Annotated in this window: 10 protein-coding genes; 3 read left to right on the top strand and 7 right to left on the bottom strand. The window is 36.2% G+C overall.

All coding sequences use genetic code 11. The annotated features are described in order from the left end of the window. The first annotated feature begins 138 nt into the window (after positions 1–138). Positions 139–912 (top strand): NRDE family protein, encoded by a 774-nt coding sequence (locus EPA86_RS03040; protein ID WP_140601762.1) that lies wholly within the window; start codon positions 139–141, stop codon positions 910–912. Positions 913–950: 38 nt separating this feature from the next. Here EPA86_RS03040 and EPA86_RS03035 read toward each other — a convergent pair whose 3' ends face one another. After that, complete coding sequence (locus EPA86_RS03035) at positions 951–1,721, bottom strand: substrate-binding periplasmic protein (RefSeq protein ID WP_140601761.1); 771 nt, start codon at positions 1,719–1,721, stop codon at positions 951–953. Positions 1,722–2,157: 436 nt separating this feature from the next. On the opposite strand from EPA86_RS03035, the gene EPA86_RS03030 reads away from it, so the two are divergent. Further along, on the top strand, positions 2,158–4,038 hold the full coding sequence (locus tag EPA86_RS03030) for an alpha-amylase (protein ID WP_246058225.1): 1,881 nt from the start codon (positions 2,158–2,160) through the stop codon (positions 4,036–4,038). A gap of 90 nt (positions 4,039–4,128) precedes the next feature. On the opposite strand, the gene EPA86_RS03025 is transcribed toward EPA86_RS03030, so the two are convergent. The 6 genes from EPA86_RS03025 to EPA86_RS03000 form a co-directional block, all read right to left on the bottom strand. Continuing rightward, on the bottom strand, positions 4,129–4,503 hold the full coding sequence (locus tag EPA86_RS03025) for a hypothetical protein (RefSeq protein ID WP_140601760.1): 375 nt from the start codon (positions 4,501–4,503) through the stop codon (positions 4,129–4,131). Then, positions 4,503–6,206 carry a S41 family peptidase gene (locus EPA86_RS03020; protein WP_140601758.1) on the bottom strand — a complete coding sequence of 568 codons (1,704 nt, stop codon included), beginning with the start codon at positions 6,204–6,206 and terminating at the stop codon, positions 4,503–4,505. The genes EPA86_RS03025 and EPA86_RS03020 overlap by 1 nt, the downstream gene beginning before the upstream one ends. A gap of 163 nt (positions 6,207–6,369) precedes the next feature. Next, positions 6,370–6,936 carry a tellurite resistance methyltransferase TehB gene (gene tehB, locus EPA86_RS03015; protein ID WP_140601756.1) on the bottom strand — a complete coding sequence of 189 codons (567 nt, stop codon included), beginning with the start codon at positions 6,934–6,936 and terminating at the stop codon, positions 6,370–6,372. Between the two features lie 447 nt (positions 6,937–7,383). Next, on the bottom strand, positions 7,384–8,457 hold the full coding sequence (locus EPA86_RS03010; protein WP_140601754.1) for a tetratricopeptide repeat protein: 1,074 nt from the start codon (positions 8,455–8,457) through the stop codon (positions 7,384–7,386). A 306-nt stretch (positions 8,458–8,763) separates the two neighbouring features. Next, positions 8,764–10,470 (bottom strand): OprO/OprP family phosphate-selective porin, encoded by a 1,707-nt coding sequence (locus EPA86_RS03005; protein WP_140601752.1) that lies wholly within the window; start codon positions 10,468–10,470, stop codon positions 8,764–8,766. A 560-nt stretch (positions 10,471–11,030) separates the two neighbouring features. Continuing rightward, positions 11,031–11,639, bottom strand: coding sequence for a hypothetical protein (locus EPA86_RS03000; RefSeq protein WP_140601750.1), 609 nt, complete (start codon positions 11,637–11,639; stop codon positions 11,031–11,033). A gap of 418 nt (positions 11,640–12,057) precedes the next feature. Here EPA86_RS03000 and EPA86_RS02995 point away from each other — a divergent pair, with 418 nt between their 5' ends. Then, on the top strand, positions 12,058–13,134 hold the full coding sequence (locus EPA86_RS02995) for an efflux RND transporter periplasmic adaptor subunit (protein ID WP_140601748.1): 1,077 nt from the start codon (positions 12,058–12,060) through the stop codon (positions 13,132–13,134).

Genomic DNA, 13,134 nt, shown 5'->3' with positions numbered 1-13,134 from the left:
ATTTGCTTGATCAATATCAAACTAAACGACACTTTGTTACATTTACTTATGGTACTGCTAGCAATGAAAAATATTCTCCGTGGTCAGTTTATCCAGACAATGCAATAATGATTAAAAACACAGTAGTAACTATTTCTCATGTGCATATTATTTATCGCAATTGAACAACACCCTGACTTTCCGCTGATCATCTGCGCTAATAGAGATGAGTTTCATCAGCGCCCAACTCAAGCTATGCATGCATGGCATTATCCAAGGATTCTCGCGGGTAAAGATATACAGGCAGGTGGTACATGGCTTGGCCTTTCACCAGATAAGCGATTTGCGGCACTAACTAACTTTCGACAACTACCATTAGATGAACAGCCTAAAAAATCTCGTGGAGAGCTAGTGTTAAAGGCGTTAGTTAGCTCACAACTTAACTTTGCTGAAAAGTTAACAAATACTGCGAACCAATATCATGGCTACAATTTAATTTATGGCTCACTTAACCAAGTTAACCAGTTAGTTTGCTATGACAGTATTAACAATAAACTTCATACTTTAACAAAGGGTGTTCATAGTATTTGTAATGGAGCACTTGATGATATTTGGCCTAAAATGGCACATGGCAAGCAATTATTAATTGATGCGGTGAGCTCAAATCAGCCATTATCCATTGAGGCTTTATTTAAGTTAATGACCAATAACATGCAAGCCTTACCCGAATTATTACCGGAGACAGGTTTAACAAAAGAATGGGAGCAATTACTTAGCGCGATTTTTATTAAATCACCAACCTATGGCACAAGAGCGACCACGATCATAACGAAAGATAATCACAACAATGTTGAGATATATGATCGCAACTATGCATTATCGGGAGAGATTATTCTGCAGCAAAATTTTCGTCTAAGCGAGGCTTTTTCTTAGTATTATCAAACATGTCTAAAGAGTAAGGTATTTAATAATTATTTAATCTGTTTAGACCATGCTGCCATAATTTCGGAAACTCGTCCATTTTTAGCAAGTTCAACTAGCCGCCCTTCTATCTTATGAACTAGGTTAATATCTGTTTTCCTACTTATTGCAATATATAATCCTCTACTGGTATTTGGAATTTTCGGCCCTCTTTCAATCATAGCTATGTCGTAACCTAATGCTTCCACATGCCAAGGTCTATTTAATTCACCACCTAAAATATAATCAACTCTTCCTTTAAACAGCATATGAATGACCTGCTCTCTACTGCCAACTTCATAAATATTAGCCTTAAAGCCCAACGACTCTATATAGTCCCTATAATATTGAATTTTATGATCACCTTGCACCATAGCAACCACTGCGTCATTAAGTGATTTTTGCTTCTCGTCTGCTTGTGTTTTTTTTAATTGCCATAAATAAATACCTTGTCGCTCAGTAGCTTTCGATAACTGCAATAACCAATAAAATTGCTCTTCTCTATCAAGTGTTCTATTCAGCCCTGTCAATACAATATTTGCCTTGCTTTTACTTTCATATAGCGCCCGCGACCAATTAATATGCTGGTAATCAATACTTATATCACTATGCCTTAATGCCTCGGTTAAAATATCTATTACTGCGCCAGAAATATTATCTTCACTAACTATGACGCTAGGTGGCAAGTTTTCCACATACGCAATAAGTTCATCTTTAGCTAAAATGTGTAAAGGCGTTATAGTCGCTAAATAAAACATGCTCAAAGTTAAAATATACTTCATATTACCCCACGGATATTTATACAAATTAGCAACTTATGCATAATAATAACTACCCAATAAAAACGAATTTTTCACTCAAAGATTCTTTATAATCTCACCTCTTCTATATTACTTTAGCTCCCGCTCAACCGATGTGAATAATTGTATTACTAAAATCCAGAAAAAATTAACACTCTTGATATATCAATTAAAATCTAAAAACAACCCATTGAACAATAAAGAAAAACCTCTTAATTAACTGCTCAACCTTCCACTATATATCGCTTTATTTCTAACATGAATACGTATGCAAACCATGGTTATTAGCAATTCCCTGCTCTAGCATGATGATGTTACTAAAATGTTACAAACAGAAAAGTTCAAGAGTAATAATAACAAAAAACAATCAACCACAAGTCTTAGTTTTTTAACAAGCTAACGCATATTAGGGGAACTTATGAACAATAAATCACACAACATCCAGTTAATGTCAAATCTAAAAAAAGCCTATGTAGCTTCCTGTTTTGTATTAACCGGCCTTACCGCAACCAGTGTACAAGCAGATAATGGCGTAATGATGCAATATTTTCAGTGGTACACACCTGATGATGGCACGCTGTGGACTGAAGTACAGCAAAATGCGGCAGATTTATCTGCTGCGGGTATCACTGCACTTTGGTTACCCCCTGCCTATAAAGGTGCCTCAGGCAAACACGATGTCGGTTACGGTGTCTATGACATGTACGATTTAGGCGAATTCAATCAAAAAGGTTCTATTCGCACTAAATACGGAACTAAAGAGCAATATTTAGCAGCAATTAACGCAGCACATTCTCAAGGTATTCAAATATACGGTGATGTAGTTTTTAACCATCGTGGTGGCGCAGATGACACCGAATCGGTTACAGCAGTCCGTGTTTCTGGCGATAATCGTAATCACGAATATGGTGGCGAAGTGCAAATAGATGCATGGACCAAGTTTGATTTTACCGAACGTAATGGCAAATACTCAGACTTTACCTGGCGCTGGTATCATTTTGATGGCACTGATTGGGCACAAAATTTAGAAGAAAGTAGTATTTTCAAATTTAGAGGAGCAGGTAAATCCTGGGATTGGGAAGTTGATACAAACCATGGGAATTACGACTACCTTATGTTCGCTGATTTAGATATGGATCACCCAGATGTAGTGCAAGAATTAAAGGACTGGGGAGAATGGTATGTTAACTTTACTGGAGTTGACGGCTTTAGAATGGACGCAGTAAAACATATTAAATATCAGTTTTTCAACGAATGGTTAGATGATGTTAGTAACAAAACAGGTAAGTCACTTTTTACAGTAGCTGAATACTGGAGTTATAACAAAGAAGAGTTACATAACTTTATCAGTAAAACGGGTGGCAGAATGGCACTTTTTGATGCGCCATTACACATGAACTTTTACAATGCCTCAAACAGTAGTGGCAACTATGACATGAGTAAAATCATGGATAACACACTAATGAAAGAGCAACCTGCCTTAGCGGTAACATTAGTCGATAATCATGATACTCAACCATGCCAAGCGTTAGAGTCGAGAGTTCAAGATTGGTTTAAACCTATGGCTTATGCATTTGTATTGTTGAGAGAAGAAGGTTACCCGAATATATTCCATGCAGATTATTATGGTGCAAACTACAACGCTTCTGACAATGGCTGTAACAACACTGATATCACCATAGCTTCACATAAAACAAGTATAGATAAATTATTAGATGCACGTAAAAAATATGCCTACGGACAGCAAATAAGTTACTTAGATCACCACAATGTCATTGGTTGGACAAGATTAGGGGATGTAAATCACCCTAAAGCCATGGCGGTGATCATGAGTGATGGCTCAAGTGGTAATAAATGGATGAATATAAGCCGCGTTAACAAAACATTTATTGATGTTACGGGTAATCGTTCAGATGTTGTAACCAGTAACAGTGATGGCTGGGCAAACTTTCCTGTTAACGGCGGCTCATATGCTGTTTGGGTTGAGCAAGATAGTGATAATCAACAAAATGATATTAGCGTCACATTTACTTGTCATAACGGTTATACACAAATGGGGCAAGATGTTTATGCTGTTGGCAATATCAATGAATTAGGGCAATGGAATTCTAATAATGCGATAAAATTATCACCAACTCATTACCCTACTTGGAGTGCCAATATTAACATGCCTGCTAGTAGCCAAGTTCAATGGAAATGTATTAAGAAACAAGGAAATGAAGTGATTTGGCAAAATGGTAGCAACAACAGTTACACCACACCTAATACGGGCTCAGGCTCAACGGTTGGCAGCTTTTAAGTTGCTAATAATAGCTAATACTATTGATATGAGCATTTAAGCAAAAAAACAAGAACTATGAAATAGTCCTTGTTTTTTTTCTAAATGTTTTTACTTTTTAATACACAGCTTGGTTTTTAACAGCCACTCTTGCTCTGTATCAGGGCGTTTAAGTAAGCAGCTATCACCTCGCTTCATTAACTCAAAAACAAGTGCTTGATTTGCTTGCTTGCTAATAACCTTAACACCTGTTGGTGAAGTCACCGAAGCAGAAGCAAGCAAGAGCTTACTTGATTCTTGAAAGACATCTTGAGCAATTGGCACTTTCTTACCGCCAAGAGCTTTACTCACTGTTTCAACAATTTCAGTTCGAGCATCACTGCTGTTTTCAGGTAACAATGCAGCAACTGATTCATTAGCACGAAGTGAGCATGCACTCAGTAAACTAACAACTAAGCTTATAAGAATAAATGGCTTTATCGTCATTATCGCTCACCTTGTTTAGAGTAAATATGGTGAAACTTATCAAAGTAAACATCATTGATAATGGCATCTTGTAAAGGTGTGCGCGTGTTTAACGTTGACCCTGTTTCGCTACCATTACCTAAGTTTATTTGCATGCTAGTTGGCGTTGGCATATTCATCAAAGTATTAGGCTGTGCAAGAGTTGATTTAGGTAACATTTCAGGGCAACTATTGTTGGCTAAATAGTACAAAGCACTTGATAGAAGAATTTCTTGTTCATCACCTAATGCGTCTAAGTAATCTTCTTGAATTGGACAGCCTTGTACTTGGTATTGTTTGCCTGCTTCAGGCAACTTAGCTGGCACTAAACCATCGGCATAATCACCAAAACCTAAGTGATTTTCACCTTTAAACTGCACAGTAAAATAAGTTGAACCACAGTTATCTTGACTGACAAAACCATAAGGCTTACCACAAGTTGTTTCACCAATTTGAATTACTTCAACACCTACGCCAATTAATGAATTGATAAAAGATTCACTTGCCGAGCACGATGATCCTGTTGTTAATACATAAACACGTGGTAAATCAAGTGTTGGCAGTGGTTGGTTCTCTTGTATGATTGAATCGCCACCAATTAAACGACGTAAATCAATGGTTGTATCAACGAAAGGAATAGCCTGATTTGCAATTTTATCGTTATAAACAATGGTTTCATACACTTTATTTTGAGTAGTATCTCTACCTGCTACCATGTAAGCAAGTTGCGAAGATATAGCAAGGAAACCACCACCGTTATAGCGCAGATCAACGACTAAATCAGTTATTTGCTCATTTGAGAATTGATTAAACTGCTCAAATAAATCTTTTTCTACTGTCGCATTATTAAAAGAGTTTAATAATAAATAGCCCACTTTGCCTTGCGGTGTATCTAATGTTTTAGCAAGTTGTAACGGAACGCCAGAAATAGCAGCGGTTTGTAAGATAACTTCATACTCTTCATTATTGATATCAATAAATTTGAAGGTATGTGACTCACCTTCATTACGGCTAAACATCGCACTGTTTAATGCATCAAGGTCACTTTGGCTGGTGGTATTAACAAAATCTATACCGTCTACTTCTAATAACTTTGAACCGCGTGATACACCCGAAGTAAAGGCTTGCGTGTCAGGGGTAACATTTTTTACTTGCCAGCTTCGTGGTGCTGAACTGCTTTGATAATCAAAACTAATACCATAGCCATAGGTTACGCCTAATTGCGTTTGCTCTTCAACTTCAGTGGTTGGTTGCATCCAATGAAATTGATCTTTAGGCGTTCCTGAGTCCGTCAATGCAGTAGTTTTAAGTTGAGCAAAGTACTCTTCTAAACCATAATCTTTCGGATCTTTATCAACGACTTCTTTATACCATAGATACGTTTCATGGTTAAAAGCTCGCTGCCAATGCTTTTCAAGTAGTTCACTACCTTCTTTATCAGGGTAGGCAATATTAGTAATAGGGCTACTACCCGAACGAGGAGACTCACATTGAGCGACAAAATCACTAGATGGTTGAAACTGATCTTGCACCCAAGTCGGCTCATTACCGCCATTATTATTTGTAGGTGGGGTAATCGTTGTATCGCTTGAACCACTTGAGCCACCGCAGCCAGAAAGTAGTGTGATACCTAACGCTACACTTAATGAAAGTATTGATTGTTTGTTTTTAAAGATAAAAGACATCGTATTTTCCGTTTTTAGTAAAATCCATGAGTTGATTGATTATCTATATAACCTTCAATCATGATTGAAGGATTGTCATAATAACGCTTTGTTTATCAATATACAATTTGCTTAACAGTCAGTGATTAAAGGTAATTTAACAAGTAAAATCGCTATTACAATATTATTCAGGTTTACGCGCTAACATAGTTGCAAACTGTAACTGTGCGCCATTATGCATAGTGCCAACATCTTCATTGTATTTAATTAATTCCCAACCTTGGTATGCTTCACTCAGCTGGCTTTCTTTTAAAGTAAAAGGGAATGGCACGGGGCATGGATGACTTGCAGTATTCATGGCACAAACAATAAGGTTATAACCACCCGCTAGTGTACGCTTTTGCATATCAGTAATTACATCTGCAACACATGAAGGCTCAATAAACATTAAGGTGACAGTGCAAGAAATAAAACCATAATCTTCATTAAGGTTTGCTGTATTAATGTCATAAACTTGCGGCTGAATATTAGCTATCCCCTGTTCATGACAAATAGTTTTGAGCATATCAATAGCGCTAGGGTTTGCATCTATTGCGCTAATGTTAAAACCTAGTTGACCAAGATAGAGTGCATTTCGTCCATTTGAGCAGCCCATATCTAAAGCATCGCAAGGTGCGATAATTTTACAAGCTTCAACGACTTCACTATGTGCGGGATTTAAGCCGTAACGGCTATTGATATCTACTGTCATAAGAACAACTTCATTTAAATATAAAAAAGGTATATTACTCCTCAGTACAGTTATTTTTATACTAATAGATGTTTTATATGAATTAAACTTGATGTTAATCAACAAGGTAAACTAGTCAGATTTAATGCTATTTACCAAAGAGTCTGTACCTACTACTTTGAGCTCTACTTTAGGGCATGACACCTTGCTATTAAATTATAATTAACTCTCTTGGCGTACACTTCACAACATTTTGCCACTAATTAACTTAACCTGAACTCGGTTTAAGAAGTAAATTAACAATATAAAATACAGAACGTTATATTCAGCTGATTTTCTAGCTTGATAGTTTTACTTAATTCAAGGCAAATTTCGCGTCAATAGCTAGCCTATTGCAAGTAAATTTAACGAAGAAGTCAGTAAAAATAGCTGCTAGAGAATTATTTATTAAGCCGAGCTCAGGTTAACTTAGTAGCTAGTACTTGCTTCATTTAGCGCTTGATAAAAATCATTAATGTCACAGCTTTCTTCTAATGCACAAATCACCCGATACTTTTCAATCGCTGGCTGATACCCCTGCAAAGCAGCTTGAAGTAGCCAATTTGCCGCCTGCTCAATATTACCATGACCTTCATAATCTCTGTTGGATAAGTAGAGCTCAGCCAAATTAGTTTGCCCAGGTGCATAGCCCAATTCTGCAGAGCGTTTAAATAACTGAAAGGCCTTTTCAAAGCGATTATCATCATGATTAACCTTAAGAATTGCTACCCCGCGAGTATTCTCTCGTTTACCTGGAATAAAAACCCAAGGTTCTTTTGCTACCGTTGGGTTGGTCACCGCATGACCATCAATCATGTAAACAGTCATATTTCGGCCAATGTAGGCAAATTCAGGTCGTATAACTCGATATATAAAGCCTTGCTCAAATAGGCTATTTAGTTCCGCGATGGAAAAATTCTGTCGCTGCTTTTCAAAATAATCAAAGTTTGTACTGTGACCAAAGAGCACCGCATCTGTTAACGATTTTTTCAGTGGATAAAAATAATTACCATAGCTTAGTGATACCGTGCCGCCCGTAATATCAACAACTTTTGCAACACGGTACTTGTGAAGCGGCCGTCTATCCCCTGCACTTTTTCGATAATCTAAATAGTAAAAGTCATTAACTTTAGGAGCATTTATATATTTATGGCTCTGGCGATGTTTCTCTTGCTCCTCAGAGAAGTACCAACTTAACAACAAGACAAAAATAATGCTGCCAGTAAAAGTACTCAGCAACCGAAGCTTATTGAAAAATGCCAAAGCAATATCTGAAAAGATCAGCTTTGAATCTGAAGTATTATTGGCGACATCGGCAAGGTTTTGACATTGCACACACTGAACTCGCGTCCCCCTTTTTACAGGAAAAATAGGCAGGTACTCAATAATGTAGAAGCTGTAGGTAATAACTGAATTAACGCTATGGCTCTGACTTCCGCAACAAGGGCAACGTAACTTATCTGTTGTACCCAAATTTACTGTAGACTCGCGATAATCCATCACCAAATAATCCTATTAATCGTTGCTGTTAATTTTATAACATCCGCTTAAAAAACAGACAAGTACTTTCTACTAACAATTTCGTACGTTCGGTTTTTGTAATGTTGGTGTTAACAGTTGGGAGTGTTGGTTTTCTGTTTGGCGTCGCAGTCGACTGCATGAATGTAGAAGTTAGGGCAAAGCAAGAGCAGTTGCCGAGGCGGATATTGCTAAAGAATTAGGTAACAGCGAAGCCGCAAATTTCATCCGAGCTTTTAAACGATGGAGTGGCTTAACACCAAAACAATTTAAAGCATGTGAAGCAATGAGTTAAAGAAATAAAGCTATACGGGTATTAAAACCATGACTTTTCCCTTCTAATTCACATTGCTCATTCAGGAAGCTACAACGCTCTAAGTTGATCCAACGGTAATTAACGTTAACATTAAACTTAGGGCTTAACCACCAAGAAGCACCTAGTGATAATATGCTGGTATCACCTGCTTGTAAACCTGCGTTACTACCATCAAATACAGACCAACGACTACTAACCTCAAGTGCTCCCCACCCTCCTTGACTGACACTTCGTGAAACTGGCATAGGTGAAAAAGTACCACTTTTTTTATTGTAGCCTCTCATCTCACCTGTCACTGACCATACCGCACTTACGTGATAACCGGCTAACGAGGGATTATCTAAATAGTCAGCATCGATTTGATTTTCGGTATATTCTCCCACTAACCAAAGCGGGCCTTTTCTCCAAGCGGCTTCAAGATTATAAGTTAAGCTACTGTCAGCATTTATTTCACCTGTATCAACAAATAAAGGTGATTGGTTAAATTCAGGCTCAGTCGCAAATCGCACACTTTCTTTTGTATCGCTATATCGCAAACCAAAACCTAGATGAACGATTTCATTTTCATCATCAGATAAATAAGGTAACCAAGTCGTACGCCCAACAAGTTGTGTTGAGTTTTCGCTAATAGAGCCTTCAGAGTCCAGCCAGTCATTAAAAACACCACCAGCCCAAGTCAGTTTATTATTTATCGCGGTACCACTTAATACAGCACCTACATTTCGAGATGCCAGCAAAGCATCAGAAACAACACTTCTTTCTTGCATTGGTAAAAATACCATACCGATTGAACGCTCCATAGAAATAGGCTCTTTTTGCTTACCTATGCTTAATGTAGTATCCGCAAACGTTGGAATATCTATACGCCAATCAAAAAAGCTTACGTTGTCTGTTGTATTGGTATCAAAACCTTTGTCAAAAGCATTTGTTGCTCCACTAATCATATAAACCCAGGGTTTATCAAATTTAATAGCACCTGCGACCCCAAATCTCAGCCCCCTGATTTCTCCGCCATCATAGCTTTGTAGGTCACCAAGTTGTAACTCGCTATCATTATTTTGAGATTTCCAGTTTTGTCTATCTAGCGCAAGCATCCCAATTAACACGCTAGTAAAATAATCATTTTCAAAGTTTATCCAATCAGCATTTTTATAGTTTGAAGGTATAGCTACAGGTGGCGGCGCATATGCTAACCATCCTTTAGATCTGGCTTTAGTTGGTTTCTGCGCTACGGAAGCAGGAATATTACTTTCTGATTTAAGGTTATTTCTAATGACTATCCCTTTGCGAACAGCGAGTAAAATATGCTTTTTAGTATCAAGCAAGACATCACTATCTTCGTAAGGGTTTTCGTCAAGTATCATAATGTTTGCCGATTTACCTGGTTTTAATGCACCTACTAAAAAACCTTTTTGGGCATCGTAAACAATATCAGTATGAGCAACTTCGATAGGATCATTAGTGATCAAATCAAACATCTTATTTTTGATAACTAATGTAGCTACAATATTTTCTTTCTCACCGTCAGGATCAACAAAAGTTACATTATGAATAATGATACTCTGATTTATTTCTTGTGAGTTAACTAAAGTATTTGAAGAAATTGAAAGTAACAAAACTAAAATCACATAATAAACTCCACCCAGTTTTATAGTGAAATTAGTAATTACCTGATTAAACATTGAATATCCTTTTTCGAATCTAATAAACTGGAATTAAGTTTCAAATTAATATTATTAACACTTTTTATTCATTCAATTATTGCTGATCTTACTATTTGAACTATTCCATTATTTACAACTAGCTTTAACTATATAGCAAACATCTATTTTTTGTAGGTTACTCGCAATAAAACTATCATCTTACGACATAAATTAATAAGATGACGACACCACTAGGAATAGAAATTATTAATAATATTAGATCGTTATAATAAACTATCAATGAGTAACAAGGCTTTCATATACTCAACACCTTATTTTATATCGCAGTATAAAGTGTGCATATAAATCGAGATTTATACTTTTTCCAAGCGTAAAAAAAAAAGACAAACCGAAGTTTGTTTTTTTTTAATACTTTGTCTGAATTTTAAATATTCAGGTACAAAGATGTCGCGCTCTAATAAAGTTTGTGACAAAGAAATGAGATCAATAGCCACATTACAATTTTCATATATTGAGTGATAAAAAGTAATCATGAGTATTTAATTTATAACTGACCAACGAAACGTTAACTCTACATTTTATTTTTTGAAAATTTTTCCCTGTGTTGCTGGGTTGTAACTACCACTCACACGATGAATCACCATAGTTTTTGTTACAACAACCCTATTCCCACCAAAGTAATGTGGCTCAAGTATTTCCCATTCATTTTCTTTGAATGAAAGCACCCCATAGATAGGTCTATTATTTTTGCTTATGATGACTACCGCATCATGCTCCCTAATTTCAGCTTCGGTATCAACTAGCAGAAGAGTACCTCTTTGAAAAATAAAGTCCGAATAATCGACTAAAATAGCATAGGCATGATCTAAATTTACAGGTGATGGCATTAGTTCAAACGAATCAACTAATTTTCGGCCTGAAAGAGTGTATTTAATGGCTATAGGCTGTAAATGCAATTTATTTCCAGCCACTTTAGTTAGGTAACCTTCTATTTGACTACCCGTCATAATAGAAAACTTAGCAACAAAATCTGTATTTAACGGAATATCCCCCCGTAGATATTGACTAAAAGCAGATTGATTCATACCCATTGCTTTAGCAGCTTTTGCTTGATTGGTTTTAGTTGATACCTTAAAAGCTTGCCATGTTTCATTTAAGATCTTTAAGGTTTCGCTATTATAAGACAAATTCAATCTCCTTAAGGTATTTTCGAAACAATAATAACAGTGATACTAATATTTTAACAACTAATTTATGATACTGCTTTCGAGTTAAAGTTCTGACCCCTGCGTTATATTAATTACTAATAATTCAATTAAAATAACTTGAATTATTAGTAATACTACTTATAATCAAATAATTGTTACTAATAAAAATAAGAGCTATGAAAAATGATTTATAAATTTACGACAAGAGAGATAGCTTTAGCATCTATATTTATTTCAGAAATATTTATATTTACCCCTTGGGCAATAGACATAATTTGAATAATTAAAGTAAAAAAAACAACACATTAGTTAATGTAACACGCTATCATTTGTATGTTTTCTTTATTATTTATCATATAATTTACATCATACAAATCCATATAAAAAAGGAAACGGCATGCGCAGAATTAATTATTATTTGAGGAAGACACCTTTATTACTTATTCCTTTCTTCTTACTCGGATGTGATACAGAGTCCGCTCAGAAACCTACGACAGGGACTGGTGTTAGACCTGTAAAAATGATGACTGTAGGCGGTAACCAAAATAATGCTTTGCTTTCTTTTCCTGCGGTAATTCAAGCGGGACGTTCTTCGAATTTAGCTTTTCAAGTGAGTGGCATAGTCACTGAAATTAAAGTAACTGAGTCTCAAAAGGTGAGTAAAGGTGATATCCTTGCTGTTGTTGAGTCAACTGACTATAAAGTACAGCGAGATGTTGCTCAGTCAGAATATGATAAGAGTGAGTCAGAGTTTACCCGCTCACAAAACCTATTCAAAAAAAGTATTATTTCTCGAATGGAATTTGAAGGAATTAAAGCGAAAAGAGATATTAATAAAGCAAAATTAGAAAGTGCTCAAAAAGCTTTAAACGATACGGTCTTACGCGCACCATACTCTGGTAACATCTCTAAAGTTGACCTTAAAAATAACCAGGTGATTCAACAAGGTAACCCTGTAATATCTATGCTAGCGCTAACTAAATTAGAGGCTAAAATTAACTTACCTTCAAATATCGTTGCTAAAGCGAAGGTAGAAAATTATAACAACCCTATTCATATCGTGCTTAACGCAGCACCAGAGCGAGAAATTCCAGCTTTTATAAAAGAAGTTTCATTAGAGGCAGATCCAGCTTCACAAACCTATGAAGTAACTTTTTACTTTGAACCTCAATCTGGGTTAAATATCTTACCAGGCATGAATGCAAGAGTAGTATTTCAAGATCCCAGTCAAAGTAATGAAAACCTACAAGTCAGTATCCCCGCTACATCAATTACTCCACAAGGCGATGAAGTTTTCGTATGGGTTTTAGATGAAAAAAGCATGAGTGTAACTAAACGAAAGATCACTTTAAAAGATGGTATAGGTGAAAACCTTCAGGTTGTGCAAGGCTTAAGCAAAGGTGAGATTATCATTACTGCCGGAGTTTCATATTTGTCTGAGGGAATGCAAGTCCGCCCTTGGGTTAAAAATTAA

This window comes from Litorilituus lipolyticus (assembly GCF_006439335.1).
Taxonomy (GTDB): Bacteria; Pseudomonadota; Gammaproteobacteria; order Enterobacterales; family Alteromonadaceae; genus Colwellia; species Colwellia lipolytica.
Note: the sequence above shows the minus strand (reverse complement) of the source record. Positions and strands in the feature narration are given on the sequence as shown.

Coding starts and splice junctions, on each gene's coding strand:
- EPA86_RS03020 (WP_140601758.1), bottom strand. CDS start 6,206: ATGTCTTTTATCTTTAAAAACAAACAATCAATACTTTCATTAAGTGTA.
- EPA86_RS03025 (WP_140601760.1), bottom strand. CDS start 4,503: ATGACGATAAAGCCATTTATTCTTATAAGCTTAGTTGTTAGTTTACTG.
- EPA86_RS03035 (WP_140601761.1), bottom strand. CDS start 1,721: ATGAAGTATATTTTAACTTTGAGCATGTTTTATTTAGCGACTATAACG.
- EPA86_RS02995 (WP_140601748.1), top strand. CDS start 12,058: ATGCGCAGAATTAATTATTATTTGAGGAAGACACCTTTATTACTTATT.
- EPA86_RS03040 (WP_140601762.1), top strand. CDS start 139: ATGTGCATATTATTTATCGCAATTGAACAACACCCTGACTTTCCGCTG.
- EPA86_RS03030 (WP_246058225.1), top strand. CDS start 2,158: ATGAACAATAAATCACACAACATCCAGTTAATGTCAAATCTAAAAAAA.
- EPA86_RS03005 (WP_140601752.1), bottom strand. CDS start 10,470: ATGTTTAATCAGGTAATTACTAATTTCACTATAAAACTGGGTGGAGTT.
- tehB (WP_140601756.1), bottom strand. CDS start 6,936: ATGACAGTAGATATCAATAGCCGTTACGGCTTAAATCCCGCACATAGT.